Raw genomic sequence first — 16,797 nt, forward strand, 5'->3', positions numbered from 1 at the left:
CGGGCACCCCGCGGCCCGGCCCTTTTCATGCCGCGGCACGGGTGATGGTGGACAGGCCCTGCCCGGGGGGCTAAACGGGGCGTCACATGACCGCCATCCGCCTGACAGAGGGCCCTTGATCCATGCCGTCGCTGAACGATATCCGCTCGACCTTCCTCGACTTCTTTTCGCGCAACGGCCACCGGGTGGTGGAATCGAGCCCGCTCGTGCCGCGCAACGACCCGACGCTGATGTTCGCCAATTCCGGCATGGTGCAGTTCAAGAACTGCTTCACCGGGGTCGAGACGCGGGACTACACGCGGGCGACCACGGCGCAGAAATGCGTGCGGGCGGGCGGCAAGCACAATGACCTCGACAATGTCGGCTATACGGCGCGCCACCATACCTTTTTCGAAATGCTTGGCAATTTCAGCTTCGGCGATTATTTCAAGTCGGAAGCGATCCCCTTTGCCTGGGAGCTTCTGACCAAGGACTACGGCATCGACAGGAGCAAGCTGCTGGTCACAGTCTATCACTCCGATGACGAGGCGGCGGCGATCTGGAAGAAGGTCGCGGGCCTGTCGGATGACCGCATCATCCGCATCGCCAGTGACGACAACTTCTGGCGGATGGGCCCCACCGGACCCTGCGGCCCCTGCACCGAGATATTCTACGACCATGGCGACAGCATCTGGGGCGGCCCGCCGGGCAGCGCCGATCAGGATGGCGACCGCTTCATCGAGATCTGGAACCTGGTGTTCATGCAGAACGAGCAGTTCGCCGATGGCACCATGGTCCCGCTGCCCAAGCAGAGCATCGACACCGGCATGGGGCTGGAGCGGATCGGGGCGCTGTTGCAGGGCAAGCACGACAACTACGACACCGACCTGATGCGCAGCCTGATCGAGGCTTCGGCACACGCGACCTCGACCGACCCCGACGGGCCGGGCAAGACGCACCACCGGGTGATCGCCGACCACCTGCGCTCGACCTCGTTCCTGATCGCCGACGGGGTGATGCCGTCGAACGAGGGGCGCGGTTATGTGTTGCGGCGCATCATGCGGCGGGCAATGCGCCACGCGCATCAGCTGGGCGCGCAGGACCCGGTGATGCACCGTCTGGTGCCCGCGCTGGTGCGGCAGATGGGGGCGGCCTATCCCGAACTCGTGCGGGCGCAGGCGCTGATCGAGGAAACGCTGCGGCTGGAAGAAACCCGTTTCCGCCAGACGCTGGAGCGGGGCCTGCATCTGCTGGCCGACGAGGTGGCGCGGATTCCGGAAGGCGCGGCGCTGCCGGGTGGCGCGGCGTTCAAGCTTTACGACACCTATGGTTTTCCGCTCGATCTGACGCAGGACGCGCTGCGTGAACAGGGGCGAACGGTGGACATTGCGGGCTTTGACGCGGCGATGGCGGAACAGAAGGCCAAGGCGCGCGCCTCCTGGGCTGGTTCGGGCGAAACCGGCGATGCTGCGATCTGGTATCAGGTGTCCGAGGACCACGGCCCGTCGGAGTTTCTGGGCTACGATACCGAGGCGGCCGAGGGTCAGGTGCTGGCGCTGATGGTCGATGGTGCGCCTGCGAAAACAGCCGACGGCAAGGTGCAGATCGTGGTCAACCAGACACCATTCTATGCCGAAAGCGGCGGGCAGGTCGGTGATCGGGGCTGGATACGGACCGAGACCGGCACGGCCGCCGTGTCCGACACGCGCAAGGCCGCGGGTGTGATCATCCATGTGGCCGAACTGATCGAGGGCACGATCGCCCTTGGCCAGCCCGCCAAGTTGGAGGTCGATCACCGCAACCGCGCCGCGATCCGGGCCAACCACTCCGCGACCCATCTCCTGAACGAGGCGCTGCGGCGCGCGCTTGGCGACCATGTGGCACAGCGCGGGTCGCTGAACGCGCACGACCGTCTGCGGTTCGATTTCAGCCATTCCAAGGCGCTGACGGCCGAGGAACGGGCGCAGGTGGAGGCCGAGGTCAACAGCTTCATCCGGCAGAACGGTCCGGTCGAAACCCGGGTTATGACACCCGATGATGCCCGCAGCCTTGGCGCGCAGGCGCTGTTCGGCGAGAAATACGGCGACGAGGTGCGGGTTGTGTCGATGGGCGTGCAGCCCGGGTCGGGCAAGGGCAGCGACGGCAAGACCTATTCGCTGGAGCTGTGCGGCGGCACCCATGTCGGGCGGCTGGGCGAGATCGGGTCGTTCCTGATCCTGTCGGAAAGCGCGTCCGCCTCGGGCATCCGGCGGATCGAGGCGATCACCGGCGAGGGCGTGCTGCGCGACGTGCGCGAGAACTACGCCCATCTTGAGGCGGCGAGTGCGGCGCTCGGGGCGGTTCCGGCCGAGCTTGCGGCGCGGATCAGGCTGCTGATGGCCGAACGCAAGGCGTTGCAGAACGAGGTGGCGCAACTGCGTCGCGAGGTGGCGATGGGCGGCGGCGGGGCCGGACCCGAGGCCCGCGAGATCGGCGGGGTCAAATTCATGGCGCAGGTGCTGACCGGGGTTTCCGGCAAGGATCTGCCGGGGCTGATCGACGAGATGAAGCTGCGGCTCGGCTCGGGTGCTGTGCTGCTGATCGCCGACACGGGCGGCAAGCCTGCGGTGGCGGCGGGGGTCACGGCGGACCTGACGGGCCGGCTGTCGGCGGTGACGCTGGTCAAGGCGGCGGCCGAGGCGATGGGCGGCAAGGGCGGCGGTGGCCGGGCCGACATGGCGCAGGCCGGGGGTGCCGACATCGCGCTGGCCGATGCGGCGATTGCGGCGGCCGAAGCCGCGATGGTGGCGTGATGCCGACCGCGCTTTGGATCGCCCATGTGCTGGTGACGGATGCCGAGGCCTACGGCCGCTATGCCAAGGCGGCGGGCCCGGCGATTGCCGCGCATGGCGGCGTGTTCCTTGCACGCGGCGGGCGGCATGTGCAACTGGAAGGCAACGACCGGCCGCGCAATGTGGTGGCGCGCTTTCCCAGCCTTGAAGCCGGGGTGGCCTGCTATCATTCGGCCGAGTATCAGGCGGCGCTTGCGCATGCCAAGGGAGCCTCGGTCCGCGACCTGTGCGTGGTGGAAGAGGCCGAATAGCGCCGGGTCAGAGCGGCAGGGCGGTGGTGTCCTTGATCTCCTCCATCACGAAGCTGGCGGAAACGTCGTGCAGGTCCACCCGGCGCACCAGTTCCTGATAGAGCCTGTCATAGGCCTTCACGTCCGCCACGCGGGCACGGATCAGGTAATCCAGATCGCCGCTCATGCGGTATGCGCCCAGGATGTCGGGCATGTCGCGCGTCGCCTGCGCGAAACGGTCCAGCCAGTCGGGCGTGTGGCGGTCGGTGCGGATCAGCATGAAGACCGTCAGCCCCAGCCCGACAGCCTCGGGGTCGAGCAGCGCCACCCGCGCGCGGATCACCCCCGATGCCTCCAGCGCCTTGACCCGCCGCCACACCGCGTTGCGCGACAGGCCGACCCTTTCGCCAAGATCCTCCAGCGCCAGCGAGGCGTCGGTTTGCAAGAGGCCGAGAATGCGGCGGTCGAGATGGTCGAGTATCTGCATGGCAGCCATTTTTGTGGGAAACTTTCCCGAAAGTAAAGCCGGATCGGCAACAGAACCCGCGTGCAATGGCCGGGATTTCTTTCTATCATGGCCGGACAGGTCATTCGGCGCCGGTCGGGCGCGCAAGGGGTGTTGCAGATGTGTCGTTGGGCCGCCTATATCGGCGCGCCGATCTTTCTGGAAGAGATCGTCAGTCGGCCGGGTCATTCGCTGATCCACCAGAGCCATTGTGCCACGCAATGCCACAGCGCGATCAATGCCGACGGGTTCGGCATCGCCTGGTATGCCGACCGGCCCGACCCGGGGCTTTACCGCGACGTGATGCCGGCCTGGTCGGACCCCAATCTGCGCAGCCTGACGGCGCAGGTGCGATCGGGGCTGTTTCTGGCGCATGTCCGCGCCTCGACCGGCACGGCCACCAGCCGGAACAACTGCCACCCCTTCACCTGGGGGCGGTGGAGCTTCATGCACAACGGTCAGGTCGGGGGCTACGAGACCTTCCGCCGCGACGCCGACATGATGATTCCCGAGACGCTTTACCCGCACCGCAAGGGCGCCACCGACAGCGAGGCGCTGTTTCTGGTGGCGGTGGCCGAGGGGCTGGAGGATGACCCCTGCGGCGCGCTGCTGCGGGCGGTGCGGCGCCTCGAGGCGCTGAGCCGGGCCAAGGGCTGCGGGCCGCACATGCGACTGACGGCGGCGCTGTCTGACGGGCAGCGGCTTTACGCCGTGCGCTATGCCACCGACGATCTGGCGCCGACGCTGTATCACCGCTGGTCGGATACGCGCTCGGGCCGGGCGGTGGTGTCGGAACCGCTGGAGGCGGACCAGACCGGATGGGAGATGGTGCCGTCGGGGTCGTTCTGCACCTTCGAGGGCGACCGGGTGCGCGTGGACCGCTTCGACCCGGCGTGGATGCCTGCGGCGGCGGAATGAAGAAGGGCCGCACCCGAAGGTGCGGCCCGTTCGGTCAGCCCGCGCGCGACTGGCGCTTGCGTTCGTTGGGATCAAGGTAGCGTTTGCGCATCCGCACGGATTTCGGCGTGACCTCGACCAGTTCGTCGTCGTCGATATAGGCAATCGCTTGTTCCAGCGACAGGCGCACCGGCGTCGTCAGCCGCACCGCCTCGTCGGTGCCGGAGGCCCGCACGTTGGTCAGCTGCTTGCCCTTCAGCGGGTTCACTTCCAGATCGTTGTCTCGGTTGTGCTCGCCGATGATCATGCCGGTGTAGACCGCTTCCTGCACGCCGATGAAGAAGTGGCCGCGGTCTTCCAGCTTCCACATCGCATAGGCAACCGAGACGCCGCTTTCCATCGAGATCAGCACGCCCGCGCGGCGGCCCTCGATCGGGCCCTTGTGCGGCGCCCAGGTGTGGAACACCCGGTTCAGCACGCCGGTGCCGCGCGTGTCGGTCATGAACTGACCATGGTAGCCGATCAGCCCACGCGAGGGCACATGCGCGATGATCCGGGTCTTGCCGACGCCGGCCGGCTTCATCTCGATCAGGTCGCCCTTGCGCGGCCCGGTGATCTTTTCGATCACGGCGCCGGTGTATTCGTCATCCACGTCGATGGTGACTTCCTCGATCGGTTCGCAGCGCACCCCGTCAACGTCCTGGAACAGCACGCGTGGGCGCGAGATCGACAGCTCGAACCCCTCGCGGCGCATGTTCTCGATCAGCACGCCCATCTGCAATTCGCCGCGGCCGGCAACCTCGAAGGCGTCGCCGCCCGGCGTGTCGCTGACCTTGATCGCCACGTTGATCTCGGCTTCCTTCATCAGGCGTTCGCGGATCACGCGCGACTGCACCTTCGATCCATCCTTGCCCGCGAGCGGGCTGTCGTTGATGCCGAAAGTGACAGAGATGGTCGGCGGGTCGATCGGCTGCGCGGGCAGGGCGGTCTCGACCTCCAGCGCGCAGAGCGTGTCGGCCACGGTGGCCTTCGACATGCCGGACAGCGTGACGATATCGCCCGCTTCGGCGAGGTCGATCGGAGATTGCGACAGGCCGCGGAAGGCCAGCACCTTCGACACGCGGAACTGTTCGAGCTTTTCGCCGTTGCGGCTCAGCGCCTTGATGGTATCGCCCGCTTTCAGCGTGCCAGCCTCGACCCGGCCGGTCAGGATGCGGCCGATGAAGGGGTCGGCCGACAGGGTGGTGGCCAGCATCTGGAACGGCTCGTCGCGGCGCGAAAGCTGCGCCGGTTGCGGCACATGGCGCAGCACCAGATCGTAAAGCGCCGACAGGTCCTTGCGCGGGCCGTCGAGCGTCTCGTCCGCCCACCCGGCGCGGCCAGAGGCGTAAAGCACCGGGAAATCAAGCTGATCGTCGTCGGCGCCGAGGTTTGCGAACAGGTCGAACACCTCGTTCAGGGCGCGGTCGGGTTCGGCGTCGGGCTTGTCGACCTTGTTCAGCACCACGATGGGCCGCAGCCCCAGCGCCAGCGCCTTGGAGGTGACGAACTTGGTCTGCGGCATCGGGCCTTCGGCGGCATCGACCAGCAGCACCACGCCATCGACCATCGACAGGATCCGTTCGACCTCGCCGCCGAAATCGGCGTGGCCGGGGGTATCGACGATGTTGATCCGCATCCCGCCCCATTCGAGCGAGGTGCATTTGGCAAGGATGGTGATGCCGCGCTCGCGCTCGATATCGTTGCTGTCCATCGCGCGTTCGGCGACGGCCTGGTTGTCACGGAAGGCACCGGACTGTTTCAGCAGCTCGTCCACCAATGTGGTCTTGCCATGGTCCACATGCGCGATGATGGCGATGTTGCGAAGCTCCATCGGGAGGGTCTCTTTCAATTGATCTGATGTTGGGGCGGCGTTACAGCAGCATGGCCGGAATTGCCAGTGCCGATTGCGTCCCGCCCCCGTGCGGCGTGCGGATTTGTGCGAAACCCCGGCGGCGGGGGCGTTCGGGTCAGGTGGCGGTGTATCGGTCGCGCCGGTGGTTGATCGCGATCACCAGATTGACCACCAGCGCGCCAAGGAACGACAGCGCCACCGACGGCACGTCTCGGACCAGAAGGGCCACCGAGAACAGCGCGGCGTCGAACAGAAGCTGGGTATAGCCCGCACGAAAGCCGGTGCGGTCCTGCAGGGCCAGCGCCACGATGCCGACGCCGCCAAGGCTCGCCCCGTGGCGGAACAGCGCCAGCAGCGCCGAACCCGACACCGCCCCGAACAGGACCGCGCCGAACACCGGGTTCAGGCTGGCAAAGCTGACCCAGTCCGGAATCACCATGCTGAGGCCCGACAGCAGCGCCACCGCGAGGAAGGTCTTGACGGTGAAGGCCAGCCCCATGCGCCGGTAGCCGATCCAGTAGAACGGCAGGTTGATCGCGAAGAATACCAGACCGAAGCTGAGCCCGGTGGCATAGGAGATCAGCACCGCCAGCCCAGCCGTCTGGCCGGTGACAAGACCGAGATGGGTCAGGATGGTGATGCCGAAGGCGGCCATGGTGGCGCCGTAGGCAATGCCCTGGGCATCGTCGAGCAGGCTGTGGGCGGGGGAAAGGGGGCGCGTGGCGTCGGGCATCGATCTTTTCGGCTGACGCCGGGGGTTTCACACCCCCGGACCCCCGTGGGATATTTGTGCAAAGATGAAAGCGCAAGGGGAGGTGTTCGGGGCGGCTTCATGCCGCCCCGGGTCGGGTCAGCCCTTCAGGGCCTTGTTCAGGTATTCGTCGACCTTTTCGAGGTAACCGATCGTGGTCAGCCATTTCTGGTCGGGGCCGACCAGCAGGGCCAGATCCTTGGTCATGTGGCCGTCCTCGACGGTGGCGACCGTGACGCGTTCCAGCGTTTCTGCAAAGCGGGCCAGTTCGGCGTTGCCGTCGAGCTTGGCGCGGTGGCGCAGGCCGCCGGTCCAGGCGTAGATCGAGGCGATCGAGTTGGTCGAGGTCGCCTTGCCCTGCTGGTGCTGGCGGTAGTGGCGGGTGACAGTGCCATGCGCCGCCTCTGCCTCGACGGTCTGGCCGTCGGGGGTCATCAGGACGGAGGTCATCAGCCCGAGGCTGCCGAAGCCCTGCGCCACGGTGTCGGACTGCACGTCGCCGTCGTAGTTCTTGCAGGCCCAGACATAGCCGCCCGACCATTTCATCGCGCTTGCCACCATGTCGTCGATCAGGCGGTGTTCGTAGGTGATGCCTGCCTTCTTGAACTGGTCTTCGAATTCGGCCTCGTAGATCGTCTGGAAAATGTCCTTGAAGCGGCCGTCGTAGACCTTGAGGATGGTGTTCTTGGTCGACAGGTACACCGGCCAGCCGAGGTTCAGCCCGTAGTTCAGCGAGGCGCGGGCGAAGTCGGCGATGGAATCGTCAAGGTTGTACATGCCCATGAACACGCCGGCCGAAGGGGCCTCGTAGACCTCGCGCTCGATGGTGGTGCCGTCCTCGCCGACGAATTTCATCGTCAGTTTGCCCTTGCCGGGAAAGCGGAAATCGGTGGCCTTGTACTGGTCGCCGAAGGCATGGCGGCCGACCACGATCGGCTGCGTCCAGCCCGGCACGAGGCGCGGCACGTTGCGGCAGATGATCGGCTGGCGGAAGATCACGCCGCCGAGGATGTTGCGGATGGTGCCGTTAGGCGATTTCCACATCTGCTTCAGGCCGAATTCCTCGACCCGCTGCTCGTCCGGCGTGATGGTGGCGCATTTGACGCCCACGCCGTACTTCTTGATCGCATGAGCCGCGTCGATCGTGATCTGGTCGTTGGTGCGGTCGCGTTCCTCGATGCCGAGATCGTAGTATTTCAGATCGATGTCGAGATAGGGCAGGATCAGCTTCTGCTTGATGAAATCCCAGATGATCCGGGTCATCTCGTCGCCGTCAAGCTCTACCACCGGGTTCGCGACTTTGATCTTCGACATGCGGGCCTCTTGGGTTGGGGTTGGGGATTCGGACTGGGGTGTTCATAACGGAAACCGAGGCCGCGGGAAAGGTGGTATGCGATGGCATACCGAAAATGTCGCGGGCCATCAGGGGCCGAAGTAGGCCTCGGTGCGGGCGCGGACCCAGGCCCAGAGGTCGGGGGCGCCGCGGGCGACCCTGGTTCCGACCCGGGACTCGAGTTGTTCGGCGGTGACGGAATAGGTCGCCCAGGTGCCGCCGCCACTGGCGATGTTGTGCATCACCGGCTGCACCCGGTCGAGCGCCTTGGCGAACACCGCGTCGGGGGTGGCCGCGGCCTCGAACTCCTCCCACAGCGCGCGCAGGTCGCGGGCAAGGTCGGGCGGCAGCAGGCCGAAGATGCGGTCGGCGGCGCGGGCCTCGGCGGCGGCGGTGCCGGGCGAGCCGTGGGCGGAGCCGTTCTGCGCATGGATCGGCACGTCGCCGGTGTCGATCTCGACCAGATCATGCAGGATCAGCATGCGGATCACCCGGTTGATGTCGACCCCTGGTGCTGCGTGGTCTGCCAGCACCAGCGCGTAAAGCGCCAGATGCCAGGAATGCTCGCCCGAATTCTCGCGCCGCGACCCGTCGCAGAGCGTGGTGGCGCGCAGCACGGACTTCAGCTTGTCGGCCTCGGTCAGGAAGGCGAACTGGGCGGCAAGCCGGTCGGTCACGCCTTGCGCACCCGGGCGGCGGCCAGCCTGTCGTCGAGGAAGCGGCGGGCGCGGCGTTCCGAGATCCGCACCTTGACACTGGTCATGAAGGCTTCCTGCGTGGTGGACGAGGTGGCGATCAGGATCTTCGAGACCTGATCGACCAGCGTGTCGTCGCCAAGTTCGTCCATCGCCGCGATCACGTCGCGGGCCAGCGCATCGGCAAGGTCTTCGGCGATGCCCATGGCGCGCTACCGCGTGACCTCGGTCAGCCGCCGCTTCACATAGTCGGAAACGGTGCCGATCATCGGCTTCATGTGCGCCTCGTCATCCTTGAAGAAGTGGTCGGCACCTTCGATCTGGGTATGGGTGATCGTGATACCCTTCTGTTCGTGCAGCTTGTTCACCAGGCCGACGGTGTCCTTCGGCTGCGCCACGCGGTCGGCGGTGCCGTTGATGATCAGCCCCGAAGCCGGGCAGGGCGCGAGGAAGCTGAAATCATACATGTTGGCGGGCGGCGCGACCGAGATGAAGCCGGTGATTTCCGGGCGGCGCATCAGCAGTTGCATCCCGATCCAGGCCCCGAAGGAAAAGCCCGCGACCCAGCAATGCTTGGCGTTCTGGTTCATCGACTGCAGGTAATCCAGCGCCGAGGCGGCGTCGGACAACTCGCCGATGCCCATGTCGTATTCGCCCTGGCTGCGCCCGACGCCGCGGAAGTTGAACCGAAGCACGGTGAAGCCAAGGTTGTAGAAAGCATAGTGCAGGTTGTAGACGACCTTGTTGTTCATCGTGCCGCCGAATTGCGGATGGGGGTGCAGCACGATGGCAATGGGGGCGTCGCGGTCCTTTTGCGGATGGTAGCGGCCTTCGAGCCGACCCTCTGGGCCTGCGAAAATAACTTCGGGCATGGCGCCTGTCTCTTTCCTTCCGGGCGATTTGGTGACAAATTCGCTCGGACAACTTAGAACACTTCCAAACGCGGCTTTTGCCGCATGGACTCGTCGTGAGTTAAGCGGCCTGCTGCTTGACGTCAATGGAATTGGAGATCGCAGCCATGAAACTCTCGACCAAGGGGCGTTATGCCGTGGTGGCGCTGGCCGATCTGGCGCTGGCGCAAAAGCCGGCGGGCAGCGAAGAATTGGTATCGTTGTCGGAAGTGTCCAAGCGGCAGGACATTTCGCTTCCCTATCTGGAGCAGTTGTTCGTCAAGCTGCGCCGCGCCGGGCTGGTCGAGGCGGTGCGGGGGCCGGGCGGTGGCTACCGGCTGGCGCGCAGCCCCGACGCGATAAGGCTGAGCGAGGTTATGGAAGCGGTGGAGGAAACCGTGTCTGCCATGCACTCCGGGGCCGGGGCCACGGGGGGCGTGTCGGGCACGCGGGCGCAATCTTTGTCGAACCGGCTGTGGGAGGGGCTGTCGGCGCATGTCTATGTTTTCCTGCACCAGACCCGGCTGTCGGACGTGATCCGCAACGAGATGCGGCCCTGCCCGGCAGTGCCTGCGCTGTTCCGGGTGGTGGACGACGAATGAGCCGGGGGCGACCATCGGACTTGCCGACGGGGTTTCCGCGCGGCCAGGGACCGAGTGGATGTTTGGGCCAAGATGAAAGCGGCAGGGGGGCAGGGTCTTGAGGCTGCGCGCCTATCTGGACTGGAACGCCACCGCGCCGTTGCGCCCCGAGGCGCGGGCGGCGATGCTTGCAGCGATGGATGTTGCGGGCAATCCGTCTTCGATCCATGCCGAGGGGCGGGCGGCGAAGGGCCTGATCGAACGGGCGCGGGCGCAGGTGGCGGCGGCGCTGGGGGCGGAAGGGGCCGACATCGTCTTCACCTCGGGCGCGACCGAGGCGGCGGCGCTGGCCTGCGCCGGGCGCGGGCTGGCCTGCGCCGGTGTGGAGCACGAGGCAGTGCTGGCCTGGTGCGACGATGCGCTTGCGGTGGATGGTGCGGGCGCGGTGACGGTGCCCGACCCGGGGCGCGCGGCGCTGCAACTGGCCAATTCGGAAACCGGGGTGATGCAGGTCTTGCCCGCGGGCTTGGCGGTCTGCGATCTGACGCAGGCCTTCGGCAAGGTGCCCTTTGCCTTCAACTGGCTCGGCTGCGACATGGGCCTTGTGTCGGCGCACAAACTCGGCGGGCCGAAGGGCGTGGGCGCGCTGGTGCTGCGCCGGGGCTTGGACGTGGCGGCGCAGATTAGGGGCGGCGGGCAGGAGATGGGGCGGCGCGCGGGCACCGAAAACCTGATCGGCATCGCCGGATTCGGGGCGGCGGCCGAGGCGGCTGCGCGCGATCTGGCCGATGGCGTCTGGGACAATGTGGCGCAACTTAGAAATATTCTAGAAAGCGCATTGTCGAGCGCGGCAAATAAGACTATTTCTGTCGGGAACACCGGCGCCCGCCTGCCGAACACGACTTGCCTGGTGACTCCGGGCTGGAAGGGCGAGACGCAGGTGATGCAGATGGACCTTGCGGGATTTGCAGTCTCGGCCGGGTCGGCCTGTTCATCGGGCAAGGTGCGCGCCAGTCGCGCGCTGCGTGCGATGGGGTTTGACGAAGGGGCGGCGGCCTCGGCGATCCGGGTATCGCTGGGACCGGCCACCACCCAGGACGACGTGCTGCGCTTTGCCGAAGCGTGGTTGGCGCAAGCCCGGAAGTTCGGGGAGCGCGTATCAGGATGACAGCGGGAACACCCCGGAAAAGCGGAGACGGAGCACAGATGGCAGCCCTAGACACCGAGGTTCGCGACGGCGTTGACCGCGAGACGATCGAGACCGTTCAGGCGATGGCCGGCAAGTACAAGTACGGCTGGGAAACCGACATCGAGATGGACTATGCCCCCAAGGGCCTGTCGGAAGACATCGTGCGCCTGATTTCCGGCAAGAACGACGAACCCGAATGGCTGCTGGAATGGCGGTTGGCCGCCTACCGGCGCTGGCTGAAGCTGGAAGAGCCGCGTTGGGCGATGCTCAACTATCCCGAGATCGACTACCAGGACCAGTATTACTACGCCAGCCCCAAGAGCATGGACTCCAAGCCGAAAAGCCTGGACGAGGTTGACCCCAAGCTGCTGGCCACCTATGCCAAGCTGGGGATTCCGCTGGAAGAACAGAAGCTTCTGGCCGGTGTCGAAGGGGCGGAACTGCCGCGCCGGGTGGCGGTCGATGCGGTGTTCGATTCGGTTTCGGTCGGCACCACCTTCAAGGCCGAACTGGCGAAGGCCGGGGTGATCTTCTGCTCGATCTCGGAGGCGGTGCGCGAACACCCCGAACTGGTGCGCAGGTATCTGGGCACCGTGGTGCCGCAATCGGACAACTTCTTCGCCACGCTGAACTCGGCCGTCTTCACCGACGGGTCTTTCGTCTACATTCCCGAAGGCGTGCGCTGCCCGATGGAGCTTTCGACCTATTTCCGCATCAACGCCGAAAACACCGGCCAGTTCGAGCGCACCCTGATCATCGCCGACAAGGGCGCCTATGTAAGCTATCTGGAAGGCTGCACCGCGCCAAAGCGCGACACCAACCAGCTTCATGCCGCAGTGGTCGAAATCGTGATCCTCGACGATGCCGAGGTGAAATATTCGACCGTGCAGAACTGGTATCCCGGCGACGAGAACGGCGTCGGCGGCATCTACAACTTTGTCACCAAGCGCGCCGACTGCCGGGGCGACCGGGCCAAGGTGATGTGGACGCAGGTCGAGACCGGCTCGGCCATCACCTGGAAATATCCAAGCTGCATCCTGCGAGGCGACGACAGCCAGGGCGAGTTCTACTCCATCGCCATTGCCAACAATGCCCAGCAGGCCGACACCGGCACCAAGATGATCCACCTTGGCAAGAACACCAAGAGCCGGATCGTCTCGAAGGGCATCAGCGCGGGCAGGGCGCAGAACACCTATCGCGGGCTGGTGTCGATGCACCCGCGCGCGACCAACAGCCGCAACTACACCCAATGCGACAGCCTGCTGATCGGTGACAAATGCGGCGCCCATACCGTGCCCTATATCGAGGTTCGGAACAATTCGAGCCGGGTCGAGCACGAGGCGACCACCTCCAAGGTCGATGACGACCAGCTGTTCTACTGCCGCTCGCGCGGGATGAACGAGGAAGAGGCGGTGGCGCTGGTGGTCAACGGCTTCTGCCGGGACGTGCTGCAGGCCCTGCCGATGGAGTTTGCGATGGAGGCGCAGGCGCTGGTGGCAATCTCGCTGGAAGGCTCGGTCGGCTGAGCCGGCCCTCGGGTGGAGCATGTGATGGAATCCGGGACCAAGGGTCTGTTGGCATTGCTGGCGGCGCGGCTGGTGCCTCTGCGCCCGCTGCGCATCGTCGATGTCGGGGCGAACCCGATCGACACGCCGGTCTATGCCGATCTGGCGGCAGCGGGTCTGGCCGAGGTCTGGGGCTTCGAGCCGAACCCGCAGGCCTTTGCCCGGCTGATGGCCGACAAGCCGGACCATGCGCAGTTCCTGCCGATGGCGGTGGGCATTCCCGGCCGGGTGGTGCTGAACGCCTACCCAGCGTCGGAGATGTCGTCCGTCTACAAGCTCAGCCGCCGCAGCACCGCCTATCTGGGCCAGTTCCGCCGCCACATCGGCACCGAAACGGAAATACCGCTGAGGATGCATGCGCTGGACGACATCGACCTCTTGCCCGCCATCGACCTGCTGAAGGTCGATGCCCAGGGGGCCGAGCGCGACGTGATCGCGGGCGGGCGCGACCGGCTGGCGCGCGCAGTGGCGGTGGTGGCCGAGATGCGCTTTTACCGGCTGTATGACGGCGAGCCGATGTTGCACGAGCTTGACGCCGAACTGCGCGCACAAGGGTTCGTGCTGCACCGCTTCCTGCATCAGAAGGCGCGGATGCTGCCGCATTCGCAGGGCGCGCGGGTCAACCGCAAGACCCTTGCCAGCCAGTTGATCGACGGCGACGCGGTATATATCCGGTCGCTGGAGGACAAGGCTGACTGGAGCGACACGCAGCTCAAGCATCTGGCGCTGCTGGCATCGGGGATCTTCGGCAGTCACGATCTGGCGTTATTCTGCCTGGATCAGTTGATCCAGCGCAAGTCGATCGACGCGGAAACGGCGGCCGACTATGTCGATCTCTTGCCCGACAAGTTGCGCGCCTAGCAGGCATTCATCGGCCACCGCAGGGCGGGCGGCCATCCGGGACCGAACAGGAAAGACGAAAACATGTTGAAGATCAGCAACCTGCACGTGAAACTTGAAACCGAGGACAAGGCGATCCTGAAGGGGGTCGACCTCACGATCGGCTCTGGCGAGGTTCATGCCATCATGGGGCCGAACGGGTCGGGCAAATCGACCCTTTCCTATGTGCTTGCCGGGCGCGAAGGCTACACCGTCACCGACGGCTCGGCGCTGCTGGGCGGCGTGGACCTGCTGGGGATGGACCCCGAGGCGCGGGCGGCGGCGGGCCTGTTTCTGGCCTTCCAGTATCCGGTGGAGATTCCTGGCGTCGGCAACATGACCTTCCTGCGCACGGCGGTGAACGCGCAGCGCAAGGCGCGCGGCGAAGAGGAAATGTCGGCGGCCGACTTCCTCAAGGTGGTGCGCGCCAAGGCCAAGGCGCTGCAGATCGACGCCGACATGATGAAGCGTCCGGTCAACGTGGGCTTCTCGGGCGGCGAGAAGAAGCGCAACGAGATCCTGCAGATGGCGATGCTTGAACCGAAGATGTGCATTCTGGACGAGACCGATTCCGGGCTGGATGTCGATGCGATGAAGCTGGTGGCCGACGGCGTGAACGCTTTGCGCGACAAGGGCCGGTCTTTCCTGGTCATCACGCATTATCAACGGCTTCTGGACCATATCGCACCTGATGTGGTGCATATCATGGCAGCGGGCCGCATCGTGCGCAGCGGCGGGCCGGAACTGGCGCTGGAGGTCGAGAAGAACGGCTATGCCGACATCCTGTCGGAGGGGGTGTGATGGCGCTGGCGCAGGCACGGCAGGATGCGCTGGCCGCCCGCATCGGCGGCCTTGATCTGCCAGCAGGCGGCTGGTCCGGTGCGACACGCGCCGAGGCGCTGGCCCGGCTGGGCGCCATGGGGCTGCCGGGGCGGCGCGACGAATACTGGCGCTACACCGATGCCGCCACCCTGACCGCCCCCGAATCCAGCCCCGCCGCGCTGTTCGACTACGCCGATGAACCGATGGTTTTTTCCGGGCTTGACCGGCTGAAGCTGGTGTTCGTCGATGGCGTGTTCGATGCAGCCGCGTCGGACGATCCGGCACTGGCGGGGGTCGAGATCAGCCTGCTGTCGCAGGTGGCGGGGGCCGACATTCACTGGGCGCAGGGGCTTTTCGGCGTGCTGGAGGCGCGGGGGCAGACCCCTGTGCAGCGCCCGTTCGCCACGCTGGCCACCGCCTTTGCCACCGAAGGCGTGCTGATCCGCGTCACCGGGCGGGCGGCGAAGCCTGTAAGTCTGGTTTACCTCCACAAATCAACCACATCCGACGCGATCCTGCACCATTGCATCAAGGTCGAGGCCGGGGCGGAGTTGACGCTGCTGGAAAACGGCCCCGCCGCCGCCCGCCTGACCTCGGTGATGGAGGTCGAGGTGGCCGAGGGCGGCCGCTTCCACCACATCCGCTCGCAGGGGCGCGACCATGAACGCCGGGCCGCGACGCATGTCTTTGCCCGGCTGGCGGCGGAGGCGCTGTTCAAGTCGTTCACCGTGACCGTCAACGGCGCGCTGACGCGCAACGAGATGGTGATCGAACTGGCCGGCGACGACGCGGTGGCGCATGTGGCCGGTGCCGTGGCGGGCGACGGCGCGTTTCATCAGGACGACACGGTGTTCATCACCCATGTCGGCCAGCGTTGCGAAAGCCGGCAGGTGTTCAAGAAGGTGCTGAAGAACGGCGCGGTCGGGGTCTTTCAGGGCAAGATCCTGGTGAAGCAGGGCGCGCAGAAGACAGACGGCTACCAGACCAGCCAGGCGCTGCTGCTGGACGGGGACAGCACGTTCCTTGCCAAGCCGGAACTGGAAATCTATGCCGACGACGTGAAATGCAGCCACGGCTCGACCTCGGGCGCGATCGACGACACGGCGCTGTTCTACCTGCGCTCGCGCGGGGTGCCGCTGGTGGCGGCGCAGGCGCTGCTGGTTCTGGCGTTTCTGGCCGAGGCGCTGGCCGAGATCGACGATGCGGCGATTGCCGAGGATGTCCGGCTGCGGCTGGAAAACTGGCTGGCCCGGCACGGAGGCGCGCGCGCGGCATGACGATCACCGGCGACATCCTGCAAACCTATCGGCGGCCGCGCGCGGTGATCCTGCGCAAGCTGGCGGCCGGACAGCGCGAGGATCGCGCGCTGGCAACCCTGATGGCGGCCTGCGTGCTGAACTTCGTCGCGCAATGGCCCGCCCTGTCGCGGGCGGCCCATCTTGACCCCGACACGCCGCTCGACGCGCGGCTGGGCGGGGCGCTGATGGGGGCGGTGTTTCTGGTGCCGCTGATCGCCTATGCGATTGCGGGCATCAGCCACCTTGTCGCCCGTGCCTTCGGCGGCAAGGGCACGCCCTATGGCGCGCGTCTGGCGCTGTTCTGGTCGATGCTGGCGATCAGCCCGCTGCTGCTGCTGCACGGTCTGGTCGAGGGAATGATGGGCAGCGGCGGCGTGTCGCTGCTGCTTGGGCTGGGGGTGCTGGCCGCTTTCCTGTATCTTTGGTCGCAGGCCCTGATGGCCGTGGAGAGCTGAGCG

17 protein-coding genes are annotated in these 16,797 nt (G+C 66.2%); 10 read left to right on the forward strand and 7 right to left on the reverse strand.

The genetic code is table 11. The features are described from left to right. The first annotated feature begins 122 nt into the window (after positions 1–122). On the forward strand, positions 123–2,771 hold the full coding sequence (alaS, locus tag RNZ50_11880) for an alanine--tRNA ligase (GenBank protein ID MDT8855701.1): 2,649 nt from the start codon (positions 123–125) through the stop codon (positions 2,769–2,771). After that, on the forward strand, positions 2,771–3,061 hold the full coding sequence (locus tag RNZ50_11885; GenBank protein MDT8855702.1) for a DUF1330 domain-containing protein: 291 nt from the start codon (positions 2,771–2,773) through the stop codon (positions 3,059–3,061). Before alaS ends, RNZ50_11885 begins: the two co-directional genes overlap by 1 nt. Before the next feature lie 7 nt (positions 3,062–3,068). Here the strand turns inward: RNZ50_11885 and RNZ50_11890 are convergent, their stop codons facing one another. After that, on the reverse strand, positions 3,069–3,527 hold the full coding sequence (locus tag RNZ50_11890) for an Lrp/AsnC family transcriptional regulator (GenBank protein MDT8855703.1): 459 nt from the start codon (positions 3,525–3,527) through the stop codon (positions 3,069–3,071). A gap of 138 nt (positions 3,528–3,665) precedes the next feature. Between RNZ50_11890 and RNZ50_11895 the strand changes: the two genes are divergently transcribed. Continuing rightward, a complete protein-coding gene (locus RNZ50_11895; protein MDT8855704.1) occupies positions 3,666–4,463 on the forward strand; it encodes a class II glutamine amidotransferase in 798 nt (265 codons plus the stop codon). A 34-nt stretch (positions 4,464–4,497) separates the two neighbouring features. Here the strand turns inward: RNZ50_11895 and typA are convergent, their stop codons facing one another. The 6 genes from typA to RNZ50_11925 all read right to left on the reverse strand — a co-directional run bounded on the left by typA (position 4,498) and on the right by RNZ50_11925 (position 9,987). After that, positions 4,498–6,315, reverse strand: coding sequence for a translational GTPase TypA (gene typA, locus RNZ50_11900; protein MDT8855705.1), 1,818 nt, complete (start codon positions 6,313–6,315; stop codon positions 4,498–4,500). Positions 6,316–6,451: 136 nt separating this feature from the next. Further along, positions 6,452–7,069: a YitT family protein gene (locus RNZ50_11905; GenBank protein ID MDT8855706.1), complete on the reverse strand. Its 618-nt coding sequence runs from the start codon at positions 7,067–7,069 to the stop codon at positions 6,452–6,454. Between the two features lie 117 nt (positions 7,070–7,186). Next, positions 7,187–8,401: an NADP-dependent isocitrate dehydrogenase gene (locus tag RNZ50_11910; GenBank protein MDT8855707.1), complete on the reverse strand. Its 1,215-nt coding sequence runs from the start codon at positions 8,399–8,401 to the stop codon at positions 7,187–7,189. A 108-nt stretch (positions 8,402–8,509) separates the two neighbouring features. Then, entirely contained in the window at positions 8,510–9,097 is a 588-nt protein-coding gene (locus tag RNZ50_11915) for an HD domain-containing protein (protein MDT8855708.1), read from the reverse strand. After that, positions 9,094–9,321: a hypothetical protein gene (locus RNZ50_11920; GenBank protein MDT8855709.1), complete on the reverse strand. Its 228-nt coding sequence runs from the start codon at positions 9,319–9,321 to the stop codon at positions 9,094–9,096. The genes RNZ50_11915 and RNZ50_11920 overlap by 4 nt, the downstream gene beginning before the upstream one ends. A 6-nt stretch (positions 9,322–9,327) precedes the next feature. After that, positions 9,328–9,987 carry an alpha/beta hydrolase gene (locus RNZ50_11925; GenBank protein ID MDT8855710.1) on the reverse strand — a complete coding sequence of 220 codons (660 nt, stop codon included), beginning with the start codon at positions 9,985–9,987 and terminating at the stop codon, positions 9,328–9,330. Positions 9,988–10,133: 146 nt separating this feature from the next. Between RNZ50_11925 and RNZ50_11930 the strand changes: the two genes are divergently transcribed. From RNZ50_11930 to RNZ50_11960, 7 genes are all read left to right on the forward strand, one after another. Continuing rightward, the gene (locus RNZ50_11930) at positions 10,134–10,607 is read left to right on the forward strand and encodes an Rrf2 family transcriptional regulator (GenBank protein MDT8855711.1); all 474 of its coding nucleotides are present in this window, start codon (positions 10,134–10,136) and stop codon (positions 10,605–10,607) included. A 97-nt stretch (positions 10,608–10,704) separates the two neighbouring features. Continuing rightward, positions 10,705–11,754 (forward strand): aminotransferase class V-fold PLP-dependent enzyme, encoded by a 1,050-nt coding sequence (locus tag RNZ50_11935; protein MDT8855712.1) that lies wholly within the window; start codon positions 10,705–10,707, stop codon positions 11,752–11,754. Between the two features lie 38 nt (positions 11,755–11,792). Beyond that, a complete protein-coding gene (gene sufB, locus RNZ50_11940; protein ID MDT8855713.1) occupies positions 11,793–13,301 on the forward strand; it encodes a Fe-S cluster assembly protein SufB in 1,509 nt (502 codons plus the stop codon). Between the two features lie 24 nt (positions 13,302–13,325). Beyond that, entirely contained in the window at positions 13,326–14,201 is an 876-nt protein-coding gene (locus RNZ50_11945; protein ID MDT8855714.1) for an FkbM family methyltransferase, read from the forward strand. A gap of 63 nt (positions 14,202–14,264) precedes the next feature. Continuing rightward, the gene (sufC, locus tag RNZ50_11950) at positions 14,265–15,020 is read left to right on the forward strand and encodes a Fe-S cluster assembly ATPase SufC (GenBank protein MDT8855715.1); all 756 of its coding nucleotides are present in this window, start codon (positions 14,265–14,267) and stop codon (positions 15,018–15,020) included. Further along, positions 15,020–16,318: a SufD family Fe-S cluster assembly protein gene (locus RNZ50_11955; protein MDT8855716.1), complete on the forward strand. Its 1,299-nt coding sequence runs from the start codon at positions 15,020–15,022 to the stop codon at positions 16,316–16,318. The genes sufC and RNZ50_11955 overlap by 1 nt, the downstream gene beginning before the upstream one ends. Then, the gene (locus RNZ50_11960; GenBank protein ID MDT8855717.1) at positions 16,315–16,794 is read left to right on the forward strand and encodes a YIP1 family protein; all 480 of its coding nucleotides are present in this window, start codon (positions 16,315–16,317) and stop codon (positions 16,792–16,794) included. Before RNZ50_11955 ends, RNZ50_11960 begins: the two co-directional genes overlap by 4 nt. The last annotated feature ends 3 nt before the right edge of the window (positions 16,795–16,797 follow it).

This window comes from Paracoccaceae bacterium Fryx2, assembly GCA_032334235.1.
Lineage (GTDB): Bacteria > Pseudomonadota > Alphaproteobacteria > Rhodobacterales > Rhodobacteraceae > JAVSGI01.